This is a genomic window from Pseudomonas sp. A6, assembly GCF_052367875.1.
Lineage (GTDB): Bacteria > Pseudomonadota > Gammaproteobacteria > Pseudomonadales > Pseudomonadaceae > Pseudomonas > Pseudomonas citronellolis.
The window spans coordinates 4,332,011-4,352,403 of sequence record NZ_CP198970.1 but is presented as its reverse complement, the minus strand read 5'-3'; the positions used below and the strand labels follow the sequence as shown (position 1 = coordinate 4,352,403).

Genomic DNA, 20,393 nt, shown 5'->3' with positions numbered 1-20,393 from the left:
CAGTGTTGCAGCTGAACAGCCGCCTGGCCGCGGACGCCGCGCCGGGCAAGGACGCGCCCTTGCCGGCCGTGCCCGCCATGGGCGCCGGGCAGATGGCCGAAGGTGTTGCCGCCAGGGGTGGCTCGGAGGCGGCGGGCGAGGTGCTGCCGGCCTTCGCCGCGCAACTGGCCAAGGGCGCGGAAGCGGCCGAGGCGCCGGCGGAAACGCCATCGACCCCCGCCGACCCGGCCGTATCGCAGGACGCACAACCGCAGCCCGACCCGAGCCTGGGCGCCTTGCCGGGCGCCGAACAGTGGCTGGCCAGCATGCTCGGCCAGCGTGAGGTGACGCTGCAGGCTCGCGATGCCGGCGATGCCGCGAGCGCGCCGATATCCCGTGGCTTGCCCGCCAACCTGCCGCTGCCGCAACTGCCCCAGGGCATGGTCGAGGCCGTGCCGACGCCGGCCCAGGGCCAGCCGCTGCCGAGCCTGGCGCTGCCGGCCAAGGCCGATGAAGCGCCGCAGACGAAGACCGAAACCGCCAGCGACGAACTGCTGCGCAGCCAGCTCGACAAGCTCGCCGGCCAGGCGCAGCCGAGCGCTGCGCCGGTGCAGGCGAACGCCCCGGCCGTGGCGAGCGATGCCCAGTCGCTGCCGGCCAGCCACGTGCCCGAGCGCCAGCTGAACCTGCAGGCGCCGGCCGAGCGCTGGGGCGAGCAGTTGCTCAACGCCCTGCGCGACAACGTCGAACTGCAATTGCGGCACAACCAGCAGAGCGCCGCCATCCGCCTGGACCCGCCGGAGCTGGGGCGCCTGGAAATCTACCTGAGCCGGGACAACGCCGGCCTGACGGTGCAGATCCACGCCGCCCAGGGCGACGTCGCGCGCCTGCTGCAGCAGGGCGCCGAACGCCTGCGCCAGGACATCGCCGGGGCCAGCCAGCAGCCGGTGGAGGTGCAGGTCTCCGACGGCCGCGCCGGCCAGCAGCAGGCGCAACAGCAACAGGCCCAGCAGGGACGTCCGGCGCCCTGGCTGGACGACGCGCCGACCCGCGCGGCAGTTCTGGAACCCGAAGCGGCGCTGGACGACGCACGCCGCCCGGGCGACGTGCTGGTCACCGTCTAGCGCCGGGCAATCAATGCAAACCGAGGATCGGGAAACCGTCATGACGATGCGCCGCATCATGTTGTTGTTCACTGTTCTGAATCTGCTGATCGCCGGCGGCGGCGTGGCCGGCACCTGGTACCTGGCGCGCCCGCTGCTGGCCGCCCAGGCCAAGGCCGGCGAGGCGGCCGGCGCCGGGCAGGACGCGGCGCAGGAAGAGGAAGCGCCGGGCGAATACGAGTTCTTCCCGGTCAACAAGATCATCGTCAGCCTGCCGGGCAGCGATAGCCGCGAGCACTATTTCGTGCTCGACCTGGTGCTGCAGGCCGAGCTGGGCACCGAGCAGAAGAAGCTGCAGCAGATCGACCCCGTGGTGCGCAACTCGGCGGTGGCGCACCTGTCCGCGCTGACCTACGAGCAACTGCGCGGCAAGAGCATCCCGGCGCTGCAGGGCGAGCTGGAGCAGGTGCTGCTGGCCGACTTCGCCACGCGCAAGGTGGCCGCGCCCTTCCAGCACGTGCTGGTCAGCAAGCTGATCGTGCAATAGGGGCCCGCCCATGAACGCCCACTGCGCCCTCGACTACCGCAACCCCGCCGAGGCGGGCCACCCGGCCTTCGCCCCGGGCGCCGAGCAGCAATGGCTGATGCGCTACCTGCCGCTGGTGCGGCGGGTGGTCAGCCAGCTGTCGCTGCAGGCCAACCAGGTGCTGGACCGCGAGGACATGGAGCAGATCGGCCTGATGGGCCTGCTGGAAAGCCTGCGCCGCTACGGCACGCCCGACGAGCAGTTCGCCGGCTTCGCCGTGCTGCGCATCCGCGGCGCCATCCTCGACGAACTGCGCCGCCAGGACTGGCGCCCGCGCCAGGTGCGGCTGCAGGCGCACAAGGTGCGCGACGGCATCCGCGAGCTGGCCCGGCGCCTGGGACGGGTGCCCACGGACAAGGAAATCCTCGCCCACACCGGGCTCGACGAGCGCGCCTACCAGGACTACCTGCAGGCCGAGGCCTGCGAGGCCATCGAGAGCCTCGACGCGCTGCTCGGCGAGGGCCTGGAGAACCTGGTGGACGGCGAGTCGGCGCTGGAGGCGCGGGTGCTGCGCGAGCGCATGCTGGCCCAGGCCCTGGCGCAGCTCAGCGAGCGCGAGCGCCTGGTGCTGACGCTGTACTACCAGCACGAGCTGAGCCTGAAGGAAATCGCCCTGGTGCTCGACGTGAGCGACGCCCGGGTCTGTCAACTGAGCAAGCAGGCGCTGAACAAGGCCTGCCGCTACCTGAGCGAGAGAAGCTGAATCATGCAGAAAGTCATAGGCGCGCTGATCATCGTCGCCTGCGTCCTGGGCGGCTACGCCATGGCCCACGGCGACATGCGCGTGCTCTGGCAGCCGGCGGAGGTGGTCATCATCCTCGGTGCCGGCCTGGGCAGCCTGGTGGTGGCCAACCCGCGCGAAGTGCTGCTGGAGATGCTCTCCCAGGTCAAGGGCGTGTTCGTCTACAAGCGCCGCGGCGAGGAGTTCCAGCGCCAGTTGCTGATGCTGCTCTACCAGCTGCTGGAGATGGTCGAGGTGGGCGGCCTGAAGGTGCTCGACGAGCACATCGAGGAGCCCGAGCAGAGCGAGCTGTTCGCCCGCTACCCGCTGATCCTCCAGGAAAGGAACCTGATGGCCTTCATCGCCGACAACTTCCGCCTGATGGCCATGGGCAAGATCAGCGCCCACGAGCTGGAAGGCTTCCTCGAACAGGAGCTGGACGCCATGGAGCACGCCCTGCTGCAGCCGTCGAAGTCGCTGCACAAGGTCGGCGAGGCCATGCCCGGCTTCGGCATCCTGGCGGCGATCATGGGCATCATCATCACCATGGGCAGCATCGGCGGCACCATCGGCGAGGTGGGCGCCCACGTGGCCGCGGCGCTGGTGGGCACCTTCCTCGGCATCTTCTTCTGCTACTGCCTGCTCGACCCGCTGTCCAACGCCATGGCCCAGCGGGTGAAGACCGAGCTGTCGGCCCTGGAATGCGTACGCACCACCCTGGTCGCCCACGTCGCCGGCAAGCCCACGCTGCTGGCGGTGGACGCCGGGCGCAAGCTGATCGAGCAGGACGTCAAGCCGGCCTTCCGCCAGCTCGAGACCTGGGTCAACCAGTACGAGGATGAAAGGGAAGCGGCATGAGGAAGCGTGGCGAGCAGCCCCACGAAGTCATCATCAAGCGGCGCAGCAAGAAGGGCCACGCCGAGGAGCACAGCTCCGCCTGGAAGGTGGCCTTCGCCGACTTCACCCTGGCGATGATGGCGCTGTTCATGGTGCTGTGGATCGTGCAGCCGCGCAGCGTGGTGCAGAATCCGGCGGTGGGCGACCTGCAGAGCAACCCGCTGGTGGACGGCGGCGCCGGGGTGTTCGACGGCTCCAGCCGCACGCCGGTGGAACTGGACGGCCTGCCCATGCCGGTGCAGCCGCAGAACCCGCCGCGCACGCCCGAGGGCACCCGCGCCAGCGTCGACGGCACCCGGCCGGGCGAGGGCAGCGAGCCGCGCCACTACGATTCCAGCGTCGACCTGCAGGAACTGGCGGCGCTGATCCGCGCGGTGTCCGCGCAGACCGACGCGCTGGCCAACATCGAGGTCAAGGTGGTGCCCCAGGGTTTGCGCGTGCTGATCAAGGACGACCCCAAGCGCTTCATGTTCCCCCGCGGCAGCGCCATCCTCGATCCGCATTTCCGCACGCTGCTGGCGGCCCTGGGCGGCGTGCTGGCGAAGGTCGACAACCGCCTGATCCTCAGCGGCCACACCGATGCCGTGCCCTACCGCGGGGCCAACGGCTACAACAACTGGAACCTCTCCGGCGACCGCGCCCTGCAGGCGCGCAACGTGCTGGTGGACGCCGGCCTGCCGGCGAACAACGTGCTCCAGGTGACCGCCCAGGCCGACGGTATGCCGCTGCTGCCGGAAGACCCGCAGAACGGCGCCAACCGCCGCATCGAACTGCTGCTGCTGACCGACAGCGCCGAGCAGCTGTACCGCCAGTTGTTCAGCGATGAACAGGCGCGTGTGCAGGTTGGTTCCGAGGGGGCGAAGTTCAGTGGTGGGCAGGGCGGGCAGGGGGCCTCTGCGGCCAAGCCTTGATGGTTCTTTAGAGCCTGTTCACGATCTCGCGAGCTAGAGCAGAACAAGGCGAAAACAGGCGAGGGAGCGCAGTTTAGTCCGCTAAATGAGCATCACTCGCCTGTTTTTAACGCAGTTATGCCGACGCGCAGCAGATCGTGGATAGGTTCTCAAGGTTCGCCGGCGAAGCGCTCGGCACAGTAAAGCTGGCGGGTTTCCTCGGCTAACAGGCAGTCGCCGTGGGGCTGCAGGTTGAGCACGCTGTCGTTGTCGCTGCCGTAGAGCAGGTTGAACAGCAGCTCGTTGTCCAGCTGCGCGGCCTGCTGCAGTTCGGCCAGCTCGCTCTTTTCCACGCGCAGGCGCAGGTGGTCGAGGAAGCCCGACTCGACGCTACCGGAGGTCTTCTGCACGGTGTCGCCCTGGCGCGTCACCGCGTAGAAGCGACCATCGCGCAGCAGCAGGCTGTGCTCCAGGCGCAGGACGCGGCCGTCGGCGAGGATCAACTGGCCGCTGCTGCGGTAGCGGCCGTCGAACTCGCTGGCGGAGCGGTAGTTGAGCCAGGTGGCGGTCATTCCGCTGAACAGGCCCAGGCTCAGCATTGCGCTGCCGGCGAGCAGGTGCAGACGCTTCATGGCAGGCAGCTCCGCAGTTGCTCGTCGCCCAGGCGGGCGAGCTGGTCCTGGTGGATCAGCAGCAGGCGGGTGGAGGCCTGGGCGCTGCTGCAGGCCACTTCGTAGAAGCCGGCATGGCGCGACAGGGTGAAGCGCGCGGGCTGCTCGCTCAGCGCGGCCAGGCGCGCGCTCAGGGCGCCGGTGCGTTCGCGCAGCTGGGCCAGGCCCTGGGCGCGCGCATCGAAATAGGTGAAATGCTTGTTGCCGATGTCCAGGTCCGCGCGCAGGTCCTGGGTTCGCTGCAGGGCATAGTGCAGCGTGGCGGCCAGGGCCAGCCCGGCCAGCAGCAGCGGCGCCGCCACGGCCAGCTGCTCGGGCCTGCGCCAACGGCGGGCCGGACGCAGCGGCGGGGTGGCGGGCATGGCGGCCGGGGCTGGTTCCTGATCGGGGAGGGGCGCGTCCTCGGCTTCGACCGGTGCGCGCACGGCGAAGCGCGGGTTGAGCATGTAGCCGCGGCGCGGCAGGGTCTGGATGATCTCGCGGCGCTTCTCGTCGCCGAGTATCTGCCGCAGCGTGTAGATCTGCTGGTTGAGGCTGCCCTGGCCGACCACCCGGTCGCTCCAGGCGTGGGCCAGCAATTCGTCGCGCGCCACCACCTCGCCGGGTTCGCGCAGCAGGCGTTCGAGCAGGCGGCTGCCGGAGAAGCCCAGCTCGACCTTTTCCTCGAAGCCCTCGCGCTGCAGCACCAACTGGTACAGCTCGGGCTGGAAGTGGGCGAGGCAACCGTCGGCCAGGCCGGTACGGATGAGGCGGGCGGGAAGGGGGCGGGCGTCGGCGACGGGCGTGATCTGAATCATGTCCATGAAGCGTCTGGCGGCCTGTCCCTGTACGAATTCGTATCGGTTCTGATGAAGAGGGACGACATTCTGGCGTCAATAAAATGTAGAGACAAGTCCCATTTCTATACCTTTCTTGCTTGACAGATTGCTAATTCCACTCGCGTCGCCGGATTCCCCGGCCCCAACGGCAAACGCCCCGAACGGGTCGGGGCGTTTGCTTCCGGTCAACTGCGCGGGGCGGATCAGCCCAGCAGGGACATGACCATGCCCGGCATCTGGCCGGCCTGCTTGAGCATGGAGATGCCGGACTGCATCAGCATGCTGTTCTTGGTCATGGCGGCCGATTCGGAGGCGAAGTCGGCGTCCATGATGGTGCCCTTGGCCACGTCGGTGTTGTCCTTCATGTTGGCCAGGTTGTTGGCGGTGTGGTTCAGGCGGTTGATGTTGGCGCCGAACTGGGCGCGCAGGGTGCCGATGCTGTCCAGGGCGGTGCTCAGCTTGTCGATCATGCCGTTGGCGTTGGCCGCGCTCAGTTCGCTGCCGCTGGCGGCGGTGGCTGCGCCGCTGGCGGCGTAGACCGAGGAGATGTCGCTGAGCTTGGTGGCGACGTCGGTCAGGTTGGTGGAAGCGTCGACCGCCAGGGTCTCGGCGCTGCTGGCGCCGATCTGGAAGCTGATGGAGGCGGAGAACTTGCCGTTGCTGCCGTTGACTTCGGTGCCGTCGCTGAACAGCTTGTCGCCGGCGTAGCTGGTGTTCTTCATGATGTTGGCCAGCTCTTTGCCCAGCTCGTCGTACTCGGACTGCATGGAGTCCTGGTCCTTGGAGCTGTTGGTGCCGTTGGAGGACTGGGTGGCCAGGTCCTTCATGCGCTGGACGATGTCGGTCATCTCGCTGAAGGCGCCTTCGGCGGTCTGCAGCAGGGACACGGAGTCGTTGACGTTGCGGGTGGCCACGGCCATGCCGCGGGACTGGGCGTCCAGGCGGGTGGCGATCTGCAGGCCGGCGGCGTCGTCGGCGGCGCTGTTCACGCGGTAACCGGTGCCCAGGCGCTGCTGGTTGGTGGCCAGCTTGGCGTTGGTCTTGTTCAGGTTGGTCTGGGTGGTCAGGGCGGAATAGTTGGTATGGATCGACAGAGCCATGGAATGAATCCTCGGATTGGGCTTGTGTAAAGCCGGCTTTGATCGCCTGCTGAAGGGGTAGGGCGACCGGGGTGGAAAAGGGCTTAAGGGCCGATTCGAGAAATTCTTGCGGGAAGGCATCGCGGACAGAGTCCGCTCCTACAGCCCCAGGGAAGCACGGCTTTTCGTAGGAGCGAGCTTGCTCGCGAATGAGCCCTGCAGCGGAGCCTGTTCGCGAGCAAGCTCGCTCCTACGAAGAGCACCTCGGCGCGATCGACAAGGCAACTGCTCCAGCCGCGCCAGGGATGCACGGACGTAGGAGCGGACCTTGTCCGCGATAGCCGGCGGTTCCGGCGCGATTCGCGGATAAGATCCGCTCCTACGCTGCTCCACCCGCGCCATTCCCCCTGTAGGAGCGCGCCCTGCGCGCGAATCGCGGGCAGGGCCAGCACCTCGGCGCGATCGACAAGGCAACTGCTCCAGCAGCGCCGGGGACGCACGGACGTAGGAGCGGACCTTGTCCGCGATAGCCGGGGGTATCGGCGCGATTCGCGGATGAGATCCGCTCCTACGCTGCCCCACCCGCGTCATTCCCCTGTAGGAGCGCGCCTTGCGCGCGAGTCGCGGGCAGGGCCCGCTCCTACGGGCTCTTTCATTCGAACGTGCTGCTGACCACCCCCGCCTCGACCACCCGCGCCTGGATCACCTTCTCGCTGCTCAGGTTGCGCACCTTGATCACTTCGCCCTGCTGCCCGTTGGCCAGGGCCTGGCCCGGGGTGCTGGCCTGGATGCCGTCGCGGCTGGCGTTGATGCGGACCTGCTGGCCGCGCTTGACCAGTTGCGCGCCGCTGAGCACCTGCGGGGTGAGCAACTGGCCGGCGCGCAGGCGGCGGCGGGCGCCCTGGCCGATGACCTGTTCGGGGCGGGTGAAGAAGCCGTGGTGGGCGCGGGCGATGTTCTGCGCTTGCAGCTTCAGGTCGCCGGCGCCCAGGACCTGGCCGCGGTCGATGATGGCGGCGGTCACCAGCACCGGCAGGAAGGCGTCGGCCTGGCTGCTGACCGTCACCGCCCAGCCGGCGCCGTCCGCACAGCGGACTTCGTAGCGCTGGCGGGCCAGGGCCGAAGGTTCGTCGCTGCGCCTTTGCAGTTGCAGCGGCTGGCTGCAGGGCACTGGTGGCAGGCTGCCGAGCAATTCGTGGCTGAACTGGCTGCGCAGGCCCTGCCAGCCGTTGCGCCGGGCTTCTTCGCGCAGTTGCGCGTCCAGTTGCGCGCTCACCGCCTGTTCGACCTGCGCGCGGGCTTCGCCGGCGGCCTCGCACGTGGGGCCGGCCAGGCTGGCGGCGAGGACCAGGAAGAGGGCGGAAAGGCTTTTTCCGCCCCGGCCCGCCAGGCGACGCGAAAGCGGAAGCCGGGGGGCGGCCGGGGGCTGGCGGTGTGGGCTGGAGGTCAGTGAAATCAAGGCTTCGCTCGCTGTTCTCAAGTTAGGCACGGTTCCTGCTGAAGGGGACGCCAGCAAGAGTCAGGCCGGAGACAGCCACCGATGAGCATACGGGTAGAAGAATCCCTCGCCGTGCACGTGCGTGCGCTGCAGGTGCGCACCCAGCGCAGCGAGATCCTCGCCGCCAACCTGGCGAACCAGGACACCCCGGGCTTCCTCGCCCGCGATATCGATTTCGCCGGCGAGATGCGCCGCCTCGACCCGCAGGCCGAGGACGCCGGCCTGGCCTTCGCCGACGACAGCGCGCAGCTGAAGTACCGCATCCCCAACCAGCCGTCGGAAGACGGCAACAGCGTCGAGCAGGGCGTGGAGCAGTCGGAGTTCGCCCGCAACGCCATGGGCTTCCAGACCAGCCTGACCTTCCTCGGCATGAAGTTCCGCGGCCTCAAGCAGGCCATCGAAGGACGTTGAGCATGGCACTGGATTCCATCTACCGCATCGCCGGTTCCGCGATGACCGCGCAGACCGTGCGCCTGAACACCGTGGCCAGCAACCTGGCCAACGCCGATTCCGCCGCCTCCAGCGCCGATGCCGCGTACAAGGCGCGCAAGCCGATGTTCGCCGCCGTTTACGGCAACGACGAACTGGTGCGCGACGCCGGCATGGGCGGCGCCCGCGTGCAGGTGCTGGACGTGGTGACCTCCGGCACCGCGCCGCAACGCCGCTACGAGCCGAACAACCCGCTGGCCAACCGCGACGGCTACGTCTACTACCCGGACGTCAACGAGATCGAGGAAATGACCGACATGATGTCGGCCACCCGCAGCTTCGAGACCAGCGTCGACGTCCTCAACCGCGTACGCAGCATGCAGCAGGGCCTGCTGAAGCTGGGAGAACAGTCATGACCAGCAGCGTCAACGGCACCAACTCCACCAACGGCAGCGGCACCGGCGGCGACAGCGTCGGCGTCAACCTGACCGACGTGTCGCAGCTGCAGAACAACTTCATCACCCTGATGGTCGCGCAGATCCAGTACCAGGACCCGACCGACCCGGTGGACAGCACCCAGTTCGTCAACCAGTACTCGCAGCTGTCCCAGGTGCAGAGCCTGGAGAACCTCAACACCATCCAGAAAAACAGCCTGGTGCTCGCCGACAACCTGCAGAACCTCACCGCCGCCGGTCTGGTGGGGCAGAAGGTGATGGTCTCGGTGGACAGCCTGCAGCTGGACGACGCCGTGGTCGACGGCCAGGTGCAGCTGGAGCACGCCTCCACCAGCACCACCCTGAAGCTGACCAGCGCCGCCACCGGCGAGGTCACCAAGCTCGCCCTCGGCCCGCAGGAGGCCGGCAGCGTGGCCTTCAGCGTCGACCCGCAGAAGCTCGGCCTGGCGCCGGGCAAGTACAGCGTCGAGGTCGAGACCAGCAGCGGCGAGAAGCCCAAGGTCGAGGTCGGCGGCAAGGTCAGCCACGTGCGCGTCAGCGAAAGCGGCCCGGTACTGGAAGTCGAGGGCGCCGGTTCCGTGCCCTTCTACAACATCGTCGAATTCGGCAGCGCGGCTGCCTGATCCCGCCCAGGAGAACCCCGATGAGCTTCAATATTTCCCTGACCGGGCTGAACGCCGTCAGCGAGCAGCTGGACACCGTCAGCAACAACATCGCCAACGTCGGCACCGTCGGCTTCAAGTCCTCGCGCACCGAGTTCGGCAGCGTCTACGCCGACAGCCAGGCGATGGGCGTGGAAGTGCTGGGCAGCACCCAGAGCATCAGCCTCGGCGGCAGCCTCACCAACACCAGCCGCAACCTCGACCTGGCCATCTCCGGCGCCGGCTTCTTCATGGTCAAGAGCGCCACCGGCGAGACCCAGTACACCCGCGCCGGGGTGTTCAACACCGACAACGCCAACTACATGGTCAACGCCTCCGGCCAGCGCCTGCAGGGCTACTCGGTGGACGCCGCCGGCAACCTGCAGGCCGGCGTGCTCGGCGACCTGCAGGTGAAGACCGCCAGCCTGCCGGCCAAGGCCACCGACAGCCTGGACTTCGTCGCCAACCTCGACGCCGACGGCGAAGTGCCGGCCCTGGCCTTCGACCCGGCCGACGCCTCCACCTACAACTCCACCTACACCACCAAGGTCTACGACTCCCAGGGCAAGGAACACACCCTGACGCAGTACTTCGTGAAGACCGCCGACAACGCCTGGACCAGCCACTACTACGCCGACGGCAACGCCGTGGGCACCCAGGCGCTGAGCTTCGACAGCGCCGGCATGCTGACCTCGCCCAGCGCGCCCTTCACCCTCAACGTCGGCGGCCTGGCCGGCGGCGTGAACGCTCTGGCGATCAACGTCGACTACACCGGCACCACCCAGTACGGCTCCGACTTCGCCGTCACCACCAACAAGGCCTCCGGCTATGCCTCCGGCGACAAGACCGGCTTGACCGTCGACGAGGACGGCATGGTCTACGTCAACTACAGCAACGGCCAGCGCCTGCTGCAGGGCCAGGTGGTGCTGGCCAGCTTCGTCAACCCCGAGGGCCTGCGCGCGGTCAGCGGCACCGCCTGGACCGAGACCTCGGCCTCCGGCGGCCCGTTGGTGGGCGCCCCCGGCGGCGGCCAGTTCGGCGACCTGGTGGCCGGCGCGCTGGAAGGCTCCAACGTCGACCTCACTGCGCAACTGGTGAGCCTGATGGAGGGCCAGCGCAACTACCAGGCCAACACCAAGGTGCTGACCACCGACAAGGAACTCACCCAAGCGCTGTTCGGCGCCGTCTGAGGCTGACCCATGGACCGCCTGGCCTATACCGCGATGAGCGCCGCCAGCCGCACCCTGCAGTCGCTGCAGGTGCGCGCCAACAACCTGGCCAATGCCAACACCCCGGGCTTCCGCGCCGACATGGAGCGCGTCAGCGCCGTGGACGTGAGCGGCTACGGCTACGACAGCCGGCACCTGGCGCGCCTGGAGAACAACGGCGTCGACATGGCGCCCGGCACCCTCACGGTGACCGGCCGCGACCTCGACTTCGCCATCCGCGGCCAGGGCCTGATCGCCCTGCAGGACGGCGAGGGCGAGGCCTACACCCGCCACGGCAGCATGCTCGTCGACAGCGAAGGGCGGCTGACCATCAACGGCCGCCAGGTGCTGGGGGAGGGCGGCCCGATCGTCCTGCCCGAGTACGACAGCGTGAACATCGGCGAGGACGGCACCGTCTCGGTGATGCCGCGCGGCGACTACCTGATGACCGAGGTGGACCGCATCAAGCTGGTCGACGCCCCGGCTGCCGAGCTGCAGAAGAACGCCGCCGGCCTGCTGGTGCGCAAGGACGGCCAGCCGGCCGAGGCTGCCGACAACGTGCGCCTGGTCAGCGGCTACCTGGAGGCGAGCAACGTGTCGTCGATCGACCAGCTCACCGCGACCATGAGCCTGAACCGCATGTTCGAGACCCAGGTGAAGATGATGAAGGCCGCCGAGGACATGGCGTCCGCCGGCGACCGCCTGCTGCGCGACTGACGCGCCCCGTACAACCCGGCCGCGCCGCGCGCGGCCCGCGAAGGAGATACCGCATGAGTTCGGCACTGTGGGTGAGCAAGACCGGCCTGGCCGCGCAGGACACCGCGCTGTCGGCGGTGGCCAACAACCTGGCCAACGTCAACACCACCGGCTTCAAGAGCGACCGGGTGGTCTTCGAGGACCTGTTCTATTCCATCGACCGCCAGCCCGGCGCCCAGGCCGACCAGGTCAACACCGTGCCCTCGGGCATCCAGCTGGGCAGTGGCGTGCGCGTGGCCGGCACGCAGAAGGTGTTCACCGAAGGCAGCATGCAGACCACCGGCCAGCCGATGGACCTGGCCGTGGTCGGCCGCGGCTTCTTCCAGGTGGAAGCGCCCAACGGCGACACCCTGTACACCGAGAACGGCCAGCTGCAGCTCAATTCCGACGGCGTGGTGGTCAACGCCCAGGGGCTGCCGCTGATCCCCAACATCGAGGTGCCGGCCGGCAGCAGCAGCTTCACCGTGGGCAGCGACGGCACCGTCACCGCGATCATGGCCGGCGAGACGCAGCCGACCCAGCTGGGCCAGATCACCCTGGTCAACTTCACCAACCCGGCAGGCCTGGAGGCTCTGGGCGGCAACCTCTACCGCGAGACCGTGGCCAGCGGCCAGCCGGTGGAAGGCGTGCCCGGCGAGGACGGCCTGGGCACCCTCAAGCAGGGCGTGCTGGAAGGCTCCAACGTGCAGGTGGTGGAGGCCATGGTCAACATGATCGCCATCCAGCGCGCCTACGAGGCCAACGCCAAGGTGCTGGACGCCGCCTCCGGCATGCAGCAGTTCCTCAACCAGACCGTATGACCGCCATGAGCCGCCTGCCGACGCTGCTCGCCCTGCTGCTATTGGGCGGCTGCGCGAGCTTCAACGAGATGCTCCCGGACGAGGACTCCAGCGCCTACCAGCCGCCGACCCTCGACTACAGCCTGCCGCCCACCACCGGCGGCGGGCTGTACCGCCCCGGCTACTACGGCGGCCTGGTGCAGGACCAGCGCGCCCTGCGCGTGGGCGACGTGCTCACCGTGGTACTGGAGGAGCAGACGCAGTCGAGCAAGAGCGCCGGCACCAGCTTCGACAAGAGTTCCAGCCTGGGCATCGGCATCCCCACCATCCTCGGCCACAGCTACGACCGCCTGGAAAGCTCGGCGGACAGCTCGCGGGACTTCAAGGGCGACGCCAAGAGCGAGCAGCAGAACTCCCTGCGCGGCGCCATCGCGGTGACCGTGCACCAGGTGCTGCCCAACGGCACCCTGGTGGTCCGCGGCGAGAAGAACCTGCGCCTGAACCAGGGCTCGGAATTCATCCGCCTCACCGGCCTGGTGCGGGTGGAGGACATCAACCGCAACAACCAGGTGTCCTCGCAGAACGTCGCCAACGCCAACATCTCCTACGCCGGGCGCGGCGTGCTCAACGACAGCAACTCGGCCGGCTGGCTGACGCGCTTCTTCACCCACCCCCTGTTCCCGCTGTGAGGCGCTGCCGGCCATGCGAGCCATCCTGAAGTACCTGCTGCCGCTGACGCTGTTCTGCTGGCCCCTGGCGAGTCGCGCCGTGCCGCTGCTGGAACTGGTGGACGTGGAAGGCATCCGCGGCAACCAGCTGATCGGCTACGGCCTGGTGGTCGGCCTCGACGGCACCGGCGACAAGACCCAGGTGAAGTTCACCAGCCAGTCGGTGGTGAACATGATCAAGCAGTTCGGCGTCAACCTGCCGGCCAACATCGACCCCAAGCTGAAGAACGTCGCCGCGGTGAGCATCACCGCCGAAGTGCCGCCCTCGTACAGCCCCGGGCAGACGGTGGACGTCACCGTGTCCTCGCTGGGCGACGCCAAGAGCCTGCGCGGCGGCCAGCTGCTGCTCACGCCGCTGCGCGGCATCGACGGCGAAACCTATGCCCTGGCCCAGGGCGCGGTGGCCGTGGGCGGCCTCAACGCCAGCGGCCAGAGCGGCTCCAGCGTCACCATCAACACCGCCAACGGCGGGCGCATCCCCAACGGCGCGACCGTCGAGCGGATGATCCCCAGCGACTTCGCCAGCCGCCCGGACATCATGCTCAACCTGCGCCAGCCCAGCTTCCAGACCGCCGCGCACATCGTCACCGCGCTGGACAACCTGCTCGGCGCCGGCAGCGCCCAGGCCCTGGACGGCACCAAGGTCAGCGTGCGCGCGCCGGTCTCGGCCAACCAGCGCACCAGCTTCATGGCCCTGCTCGAAGGCGTGGAGGTGCAGGAAGGCCGCGAACGGCCCAAGGTGGTGTTCAACAGCCGCACCGGCACCGTGGTCATCGGCCAGGGCGTGCGGGTGAAGGCCGCCGCGGTGTCCCACGGCAGCCTCACCGTGACCATCAGCGAGAACCCCCAGGTCAGCCAGCCGGCGCCGTTCTCCGGCGGCCGCACCACGGTCACGCCGCAGTCCGACGTCAACGTCGCCCAGGACAAGAAACCGATGTTCCGCTGGCCCGAGGGCGCCAGCCTGCAAGGCATCATCGACACCGTGAACAGCCTCGGCGCCACCCCGGACGACGTCATGAGCATTCTCCAGGCGCTGGAGAAGGCCGGCGCGCTGAACGCCGAACTCATCATCATCTAGGGTGCGCGCATGAGCATCGTTTCACTCCCCACCGCGCTGAACGCCGCGCGCGGCCAGGACGGCAACCCCCAGGCGCGCCTGGAGGCGGCCGCCGAGCAGTTCGAGGCGCTGTTCCTGCAGCAGATCCTCAAGCAGATGCGCAAGGCCGGCGACGTGCTCTCGGCCGGCGGCATCGGCCGCAGCCGCGACCTGGACACCATGCACGACTTCTACGACGGCGTGCTCGCCGACAGCCTGGCCGAGCGCAAGCAGACCGGCATCGCCGCGCTGCTGGTGCGCCAGCTTTCCGGCCACGACTCCGACAGCCGCGGCGAGGCGCTGGCCGGCGGCGACCAACTGGGCCTGCCGCGCAGCCTGCAGCAGGCCGTGGCGGCCGACTGGCAGCGCGGCGTGCAGGCCGCCGGGCGGCTCTGGCAACGCGGCAGCGCGGCCTTCGGCGAACTGGTGGACAGCCTGATCGACCACGAATCCGCCGGCGACGTCGCCGCCGTCTCGCCCAAGGGCGCCCGCGGCCTGATGCAGCTGATGCCCGACACCGCGCGGGAAATGGCCGCCAAGCTGGGCCTGGAGTTCGACCCGCAGCGCCTGACCCAGGATGGCGCCTACAACCGCCAGCTCGGCAGCGCCTACCTCGACGAGATGCTGCAGCGCTACGACGGCCACCGCGCCCTGGCCCTGGCCGCCTACAACGCCGGCCCCGGCCGGGTGGACGAGTGGCTGAAGAGCAACGGCGACCCGCGCCGCGGCGAAATCAGCGGCGAGGCCTGGATCGAGCGCATCCCCTTCGAGGAAACCCGCCGCTACACCCGCGGCATCCTCGACGACCTGGATCGCCGCGGCCAGGCTGCGGCGCCGGCGCCGCTTAAGCCGGCGGCCGAACCGGTCGCCTATCAACAGCAGGGCAGGCAACACCAGGCACTCTCCGCCGCCTTCGCCCAACCGATCCGCCTTCAGCCCAAAGGGAAGCAGTCGTGAGCAATTTGACGCAGATCGCCTACAGCGGCGTGCGCGCCTCGGAGATCGGCCTGTCGATCACCGGGCAGAACACCTCCAACGTCAACACCCCGGGGTTCAGCCGCCTGTCGGTGCTCACCAGCTCCCTCGGCGGGCAGGGCTCGCTCAGCCCCGGCGGCGGGGTGAAGGTGACCGGCATCCGGCGCATGTCCGACGACTTCCTCAACCAGCAGCTGTGGCGCGCCACCACCGCGCAGAACTACTACAGCAACGCCCAGCAGTACCTGGGCGCGCTGGAGGACCTGATGTCCAGCGACGGCGCCAGCATCAGCGTCGGCCTCGACAACTTCTTCGCCGCCCTCAGCGAGGCCAGCGCCACCCCGGACTCCACCGCCCTGCGCCAGCAGATCATCGCCGAGACCGGCAACCTGGCGCAGCGCTTCAACACCCTCTCCGGCAACCTCGACACCCAGCTCAAGTCCCTGCAGGAACAGCGCGGCACCATGGTCGGCGAGATCAACGGCCTGACCGGCAACATCGCCCTGCTGAACAAGAAGATCGTCGCCGCGCAGTCCGCCGCCGCCGACCCCTCGGCCCTGCAGGACCAGCGCGACGCGCTGATCACCCAGCTCAGCCAGTACAGCAGCATCCGTACCAGCGCCGCCGCCGACGGCTCGGTCTCGGTGTCCCTGGCCAACGGCCAGCCGCTGGTGGCCGGCGCCTCCGCCGCGCAGCTGAAGGTCAGCCTGACCAGCAGCGGCGAGCAGGACGTCAGCCTGGCCTTCGCCGGCACCCAGTTCGCCATCCACCAGCAGGACCTGGGCGGCGCCATGGGCGCGCTGTACGACACCGAATACCAGACCCTGCGGCCGAACCTCGACAGCCTGGCGCAGATGGCCACCCAGGTCGCCGACCTGGTCAACTCCACCCTGGCCGGCGGCTACGACCTCAACGGCAACCCCGGCCAGGCGCTGCTGCAGGCCAACCCCGGCAGCACCGCCAAGCTGCTCAGCCTCACCGGCCTGCAGCCCACCGAGCTGGCGCTGTCCGACAGCGCCGGGGAGAAGGGCAACAACGGCAACCTGCTGAAGCTGATCGACCTGAAGAGCCAGGTCATCAGCGTCGACGGCAACCAGGTGACGCTCAACGACGCCTACGCCGGGCTGATCGGCCGGGTGGCCAGCGACAGCCGGCAGAACCAGGCCGACCTGGACACCGCCAAGACCGTGACGCAGCAGGCTCAGAACCAGCGCGACAGCGTCAGCGCGGTGAACCTGGACGAGGAGGCGGTCAACCTGATGACCTACCAGCAGGCCTACCAGGCCAACATGAAGGTCATCAGCACCGCCAAGGACCTGTTCGACAGCATGCTCGCGGCCTTCTGAACGCCGTAGCCCGCCACCCGACGAGACGCCCCATGCGCATCACCAATTCGCAGAGCACCGCCATCCTCCTGGACTCGATGAGCCGCAACACCGAGAAGATGTCGCAGCTGATGCAGCAGATGTCCAGCAGCAACCGCATCCAGCACCCCTCGGACGACCCCATCGCCGCGGTGCGCATCCTGCGCATCCAGCGCTCGGAGGCCAGCCTGGCCCAGTACGGCAGCAACATCGCGGGGGTTTCCGGCAACCTGTCGATCCAGGAAACCAACCTGCAGTCCACCTCCGACACCCTGCTGGACATCCGCGACCTGCTGCTCTGGGCGGCCAACGGCTCCAACGCCAACGAGCAGCTCGGCGCCATGGCCGGCGAGCTGTCGAACCTGGAGAAGACCCTGGTCAGCTACCTCAACGTCAAGGACGAGGAGGGCCGCTACCTGTTCTCCGGCACCCTCACCGACCAGCCGGCGGTGACCTACGACGAGGCCAGCGGCACCTACAGCGCCACCGGCAACGACAAGACGCGCCAGGCGGTGGTGGCCAACGGCGTGATGGTCGACGAGAACGTCGCCATCCGCCCGCTGTTCGGCAACGGCATGGACCTGCTCAACGGCCTCCACGCCCTGGTGGCCAAGCTGCAGGACCCGGCCCTGGACAGCAGCGACCCGGCCATCCACCAGAACATCGCGGCCACCCTCGACCTGCTGGACGACAGCCACGGCAAGCTGCTGTCGGCCATCACCGACCTGGGTGGGCGGCAGAACACCCTGACCCTGCTGGACAACAGCAACCAGGACATCTCCCTGGTCAACCAGAAGGTCGAGGGCGACCTCTCGGCGCTGGACTACGCCAAGGCCAGCATCGACCTGGGCAACTACAAGCTGGCCCTGCAGGCGACGCAGAAGACCTACCTGACGGTCAACGGCCTGTCGCTGTTCAGCCTGCTCTGAGGACCCTGGCGCGATGAAGGTCGAGAACCCATTCCCGGCGGTCGCCGCCATCGACGGCCAGCCGCGCCAGGCGCCGCCGGCGGTGGGCGAACGCACCCTGCGCCAGCGCAAGCCGGCGCGCAGCGCGGCCAGCGCCGGCGAGCGCAGCGTGGGCAAGGCCGCCGGTTTCAGCATCCAGCTCAACCAGCAGCTCAGCGCCATGCAGAGCGCCGAGGGCTACCTGGGCGAGCTGGCCGACCGCCTCAACCAGCTCAAGCTCAGTCTGGGCCGCGAACTGGGCAGCGGCCAGGGCGGCAACCGCAAGCAGCTGGAGCAGCCGCTGCAACAGGCCGCCGAGCTGCTGGCGCAACGCCGCGAACGCAGCGCCGGCGGGCTGGACGCCAACCTCGACCTGCACCTGCACGAAGCGGCGCGCACCCGCTTCGCCATCGACGGCCTGGCCACCCTCGACGAAGCCCGCGCAGGCGGCCGCGAGACCCTGCTGTTCCACACCGGCCGCGCCCAGGGCGAACCCGGCGTGGTGGTGCTGGACGACGCCATGAGCGACCAGCAGCTGCTGCGCAGCTTCAACGTCGGCCTGGCGTCCAGCGGCATCCGCGCGGAACTCGACGCCGACGGCAGGCTGAGCTTCTCCATGGCCGAGGCCGACTGGCGCAAGCAGGGCGGCCAGCTCAACGTGCAGGGGGAGGGCAAGCGCTTCGCCAAGGACCGCGCCAGCCCCGCCCGCACCCGCGAGCAGCGCCTGCTGGACCTGCCGCAGAGCCTGGCCGGCAGCGACCAGCGCGAACTGCGGCAGATGCTCGACCAGGTGATAGACGCGCTGGACCGCATCGGCACCCTGCGCGACCAGCTGCGCCAGCGCCAGGGCGAGATCCGCGAGTTCTTGGCCCGCCAGGCCGACCGCGACGAGCAGCAATGGGCGCAGGACTACGCGGCGTCGGTATTCAACCTGGTGCGCGACAGCGGCTCCAGTTACGCGGCGGTGACCCAGACCGTGGTGGCCCAGGCCAACCTGAGCCGTTTCGCGGTGGTCAGCCTGCTTTCTTGAGCCGGGCTTGTTAAGCTGCGCCGAACCCTGGGGCCGATCGACGGTCCCAGTTCGCAGACGACGGACAGGAAGGCTCCGTTCGTACCCTTGACAATGACGGTTAGGTCGATCCGCATGGTTTACGTACAACGCGATGGGCAAGGAAATCTGTTGAGAGTGGAAAGCCAGCCCTTCGAAGGCATGAACGGCACGCTGGCCTACCAGAGCGACGAGCTTCGGCAGTGGCTGGATGCGCGCACCGAGGTGCGCAGCCGGCTGGACCTGCTGCGCCAGTCCGACCTGGAAGTGATCCGCGTGCTGGAAGACGTGGTCAACGTGCTGGTCGAGCGCGGGGTGATCCGCTACACCGACCTGCCCGAAGCGGCCCGGCGCAAACTCGACGAACGCGCCGTGGCGCGCGCCGAACTGGAAGGCCTGGCGGACCACCCCGGCGACGACGACTGAGAGACTGCCGCACCGAGGCGCTTTTCGTAGGATGGGTTGAGCTTGCGATACCCATCGGGCCACGGTGATGGGTATCGCTGCGCTCAACGCCATCCTGCGAGAGGCCGTGCCCGTCCGTAGGGTAGGAGCGGACCTTGTCCGCGATAGCCGGAGGTATCGGCGCGATTCGCGGATAAGATCCGCTACGCTGCGCCACCCGCACCATTCCCCTGTAGGAGCGCGCCCTGCGTGCGAATCGCGGGCAGGGCCCGCTCCTACAGGTCAGGCACGGTAGTCCTCCCCCGGTAGGAGCGGACCTTGTCCGCGATAGCCGGAGGTATCGGCGCGATTCGCGGATGAGATCCGCTCCTACGCTGCGCCACCCGCACCATTCCCCTGTAGGAGCGCGCCCTGCGCGCGAATCGCGGGCAGGGCCCGCTCCTACAGGTTGCCGGGAGGCGAACCCATCCCCCGGGGGTTGAAAGTCGGCATCGGGGCGCAGGGCGGCTGGCCGCTCACCTAGACTGGCGGCATCGCCCCGCGGAGCCCGCCCATGACCCCACTCGCCGAGCGCATCGCCGCCCTGGACTGGCCAGCGCTGGCCGCGCGCCTGGACGCCGGCGGCCACGCCCTGGTCCCCGGGCTGCTCGACCCGCGTCAATGCCAATGGCTGCGCGCCCTCTACACCCGCGACGAATCCTTCCGCAGCCGGGTGGTCATGGCCCGCCACGGCTTCGGCCTGGGCGAGTACCGCTACTTCGCCTATCCCTTGCCGGCGCCGCTGCAGACGCTGCGCGAGGCCTTCTATCCGTCCCTGGCGAACATCGCCAACGCCTGGCAACGCCGCCTGGGCCTGGCGCCGGAATACCCGCCGCAGCACGCCGAATTCCTCGAACGCTGCCACGCCGCCGGCCAGCTACGCCCCACGCCGCTGCTGTTGCGCTATGGCGAGGGCGACTACAACTGCCTGCACCAGGACCTGTACGGCGAACTGGCCTTCCCGCTGCAGGTCGCCATCCTGCTGTCGCAGCCGGGCGAGGAATTCGGCGGCGGCGAGTTCGTCCTCACCGAACAGCGCCCGCGCATGCAGTCGCGGGTGGAAGTGGTGCCGTTGTGCCAGGGTGATGCCGTGGTGTTCGCTGTCTCGCAGCGGCCGGTGCGGGGGGCGCGTGGGGATTATCGGGTGAGCATGCGTCATGGGGTCAGCCGGTTGTTGTGGGGGGAGCGGTTTACATTGGGTGTCATCTTTCACGATGCGCTTTGAGGGGTGCGGACCCGCAGCAAACACCCAAACCCCCACCTGGGCCCTCCAAAAAAAAG

The 20,393-nt window shown here is 68.9% G+C and carries 23 protein-coding genes; 19 read left to right on the top strand and 4 right to left on the bottom strand.

The genetic code is table 11. The features are described from left to right. The first annotated feature begins 2 nt into the window (after nt 1-2). From ACTWJ5_RS19110 to ACTWJ5_RS19090, 5 genes are read left to right on the top strand one after another with little or no spacing between them, the layout of a single operon-like run. Complete coding sequence (locus tag ACTWJ5_RS19110; protein ID WP_444436326.1) at nt 3-1,103, top strand: flagellar hook-length control protein FliK; 1,101 nt, start codon at nt 3-5, stop codon at nt 1,101-1,103. Nucleotides 1,104-1,143: 40 nt separating this feature from the next. Beyond that, the gene (locus tag ACTWJ5_RS19105; RefSeq protein WP_444436325.1) at nt 1,144-1,629 is read left to right on the top strand and encodes a flagellar basal body-associated FliL family protein; all 486 of its coding nucleotides are present in this window, start codon (nt 1,144-1,146) and stop codon (nt 1,627-1,629) included. Between the two features lie 10 nt (nt 1,630-1,639). Beyond that, the gene (locus tag ACTWJ5_RS19100) at nt 1,640-2,371 is read left to right on the top strand and encodes a FliA/WhiG family RNA polymerase sigma factor (RefSeq protein WP_043313285.1); all 732 of its coding nucleotides are present in this window, start codon (nt 1,640-1,642) and stop codon (nt 2,369-2,371) included. Nucleotides 2,372-2,374: 3 nt separating this feature from the next. Beyond that, nucleotides 2,375-3,247, top strand: coding sequence for a flagellar motor stator protein MotA (gene motA, locus ACTWJ5_RS19095; RefSeq protein ID WP_043271839.1), 873 nt, complete (start codon nt 2,375-2,377; stop codon nt 3,245-3,247). Continuing rightward, complete coding sequence (locus ACTWJ5_RS19090; protein ID WP_444436324.1) at nt 3,244-4,197, top strand: OmpA family protein; 954 nt, start codon at nt 3,244-3,246, stop codon at nt 4,195-4,197. Before motA ends, ACTWJ5_RS19090 begins: the two co-directional genes overlap by 4 nt. Nucleotides 4,198-4,346: 149 nt before the next feature. Here the strand turns inward: ACTWJ5_RS19090 and ACTWJ5_RS19085 are convergent, their stop codons facing one another. The 4 genes from ACTWJ5_RS19085 to flgA all read right to left on the bottom strand — a co-directional run bounded on the left by ACTWJ5_RS19085 (nt 4,347) and on the right by flgA (nt 8,020). Next, on the bottom strand, nt 4,347-4,808 hold the full coding sequence (locus ACTWJ5_RS19085) for a hypothetical protein (RefSeq protein WP_444436323.1): 462 nt from the start codon (nt 4,806-4,808) through the stop codon (nt 4,347-4,349). Further along, nucleotides 4,805-5,650, bottom strand: a complete 846-nt coding sequence (locus ACTWJ5_RS19080; RefSeq protein WP_116423217.1) for a winged helix-turn-helix domain-containing protein — start codon at nt 5,648-5,650, stop codon at nt 4,805-4,807. The genes ACTWJ5_RS19085 and ACTWJ5_RS19080 overlap by 4 nt, the downstream gene beginning before the upstream one ends. A gap of 218 nt (nt 5,651-5,868) precedes the next feature. Further along, nucleotides 5,869-6,765, bottom strand: coding sequence for a lateral flagellin LafA (gene lafA / locus ACTWJ5_RS19075; RefSeq protein ID WP_074986145.1), 897 nt, complete (start codon nt 6,763-6,765; stop codon nt 5,869-5,871). A 631-nt stretch (nt 6,766-7,396) separates the two neighbouring features. Further along, the gene (gene flgA / locus ACTWJ5_RS19070; RefSeq protein WP_444436322.1) at nt 7,397-8,020 is read right to left on the bottom strand and encodes a flagellar basal body P-ring formation chaperone FlgA; all 624 of its coding nucleotides are present in this window, start codon (nt 8,018-8,020) and stop codon (nt 7,397-7,399) included. Nucleotides 8,021-8,284: 264 nt separating this feature from the next. Between flgA and flgB the strand changes: the two genes are divergently transcribed. The 14 genes from flgB to ACTWJ5_RS19000 all read left to right on the top strand — a co-directional run bounded on the left by flgB (nt 8,285) and on the right by ACTWJ5_RS19000 (nt 20,337). Beyond that, a complete protein-coding gene (gene flgB / locus ACTWJ5_RS19065) occupies nt 8,285-8,653 on the top strand; it encodes a flagellar basal body rod protein FlgB (RefSeq protein ID WP_253407386.1) in 369 nt (122 codons plus the stop codon). A 2-nt stretch (nt 8,654-8,655) separates the two neighbouring features. Then, a complete protein-coding gene (gene flgC / locus ACTWJ5_RS19060; protein WP_043271835.1) occupies nt 8,656-9,087 on the top strand; it encodes a flagellar basal body rod protein FlgC in 432 nt (143 codons plus the stop codon). Beyond that, entirely contained in the window at nt 9,084-9,749 is a 666-nt protein-coding gene (locus tag ACTWJ5_RS19055) for a flagellar hook capping FlgD N-terminal domain-containing protein (RefSeq protein WP_253407388.1), read from the top strand. The genes flgC and ACTWJ5_RS19055 overlap by 4 nt, the downstream gene beginning before the upstream one ends. A gap of 20 nt (nt 9,750-9,769) precedes the next feature. Then, entirely contained in the window at nt 9,770-10,957 is a 1,188-nt protein-coding gene (flgE, locus tag ACTWJ5_RS19050) for a flagellar hook protein FlgE (RefSeq protein WP_061561964.1), read from the top strand. Nucleotides 10,958-10,966: 9 nt separating this feature from the next. Further along, the gene (locus tag ACTWJ5_RS19045) at nt 10,967-11,692 is read left to right on the top strand and encodes a flagellar basal body rod protein FlgF (protein ID WP_074986154.1); all 726 of its coding nucleotides are present in this window, start codon (nt 10,967-10,969) and stop codon (nt 11,690-11,692) included. A gap of 53 nt (nt 11,693-11,745) precedes the next feature. Further along, nucleotides 11,746-12,531: a flagellar basal-body rod protein FlgG gene (flgG, locus tag ACTWJ5_RS19040; RefSeq protein WP_009622739.1), complete on the top strand. Its 786-nt coding sequence runs from the start codon at nt 11,746-11,748 to the stop codon at nt 12,529-12,531. Between the two features lie 5 nt (nt 12,532-12,536). Beyond that, nucleotides 12,537-13,199 (top strand): flagellar basal body L-ring protein FlgH, encoded by a 663-nt coding sequence (flgH, locus tag ACTWJ5_RS19035; protein ID WP_024128717.1) that lies wholly within the window; start codon nt 12,537-12,539, stop codon nt 13,197-13,199. 13 nt (nt 13,200-13,212) lie between these two features. Next, the gene (locus ACTWJ5_RS19030; RefSeq protein WP_074986158.1) at nt 13,213-14,316 is read left to right on the top strand and encodes a flagellar basal body P-ring protein FlgI; all 1,104 of its coding nucleotides are present in this window, start codon (nt 13,213-13,215) and stop codon (nt 14,314-14,316) included. Between the two features lie 9 nt (nt 14,317-14,325). After that, nucleotides 14,326-15,291: a lytic transglycosylase domain-containing protein gene (locus ACTWJ5_RS19025; protein ID WP_249916918.1), complete on the top strand. Its 966-nt coding sequence runs from the start codon at nt 14,326-14,328 to the stop codon at nt 15,289-15,291. Then, nucleotides 15,288-16,655 (top strand): flagellar hook-associated protein FlgK, encoded by a 1,368-nt coding sequence (gene flgK / locus ACTWJ5_RS19020; RefSeq protein WP_253407392.1) that lies wholly within the window; start codon nt 15,288-15,290, stop codon nt 16,653-16,655. Before ACTWJ5_RS19025 ends, flgK begins: the two co-directional genes overlap by 4 nt. A 32-nt stretch (nt 16,656-16,687) precedes the next feature. Then, a complete protein-coding gene (gene flgL, locus ACTWJ5_RS19015; protein ID WP_444436321.1) occupies nt 16,688-17,602 on the top strand; it encodes a flagellar hook-associated protein FlgL in 915 nt (304 codons plus the stop codon). Nucleotides 17,603-17,615: 13 nt separating this feature from the next. Beyond that, nucleotides 17,616-18,650: a hypothetical protein gene (locus ACTWJ5_RS19010; RefSeq protein ID WP_444436320.1), complete on the top strand. Its 1,035-nt coding sequence runs from the start codon at nt 17,616-17,618 to the stop codon at nt 18,648-18,650. Between the two features lie 114 nt (nt 18,651-18,764). Continuing rightward, entirely contained in the window at nt 18,765-19,094 is a 330-nt protein-coding gene (locus ACTWJ5_RS19005; protein WP_074986169.1) for a tryptophan synthase subunit beta, read from the top strand. 532 nt (nt 19,095-19,626) lie between these two features. Next, a complete protein-coding gene (locus tag ACTWJ5_RS19000) occupies nt 19,627-20,337 on the top strand; it encodes a 2OG-Fe(II) oxygenase (protein WP_444436319.1) in 711 nt (236 codons plus the stop codon). The last annotated feature ends 56 nt before the right edge of the window (nt 20,338-20,393 follow it).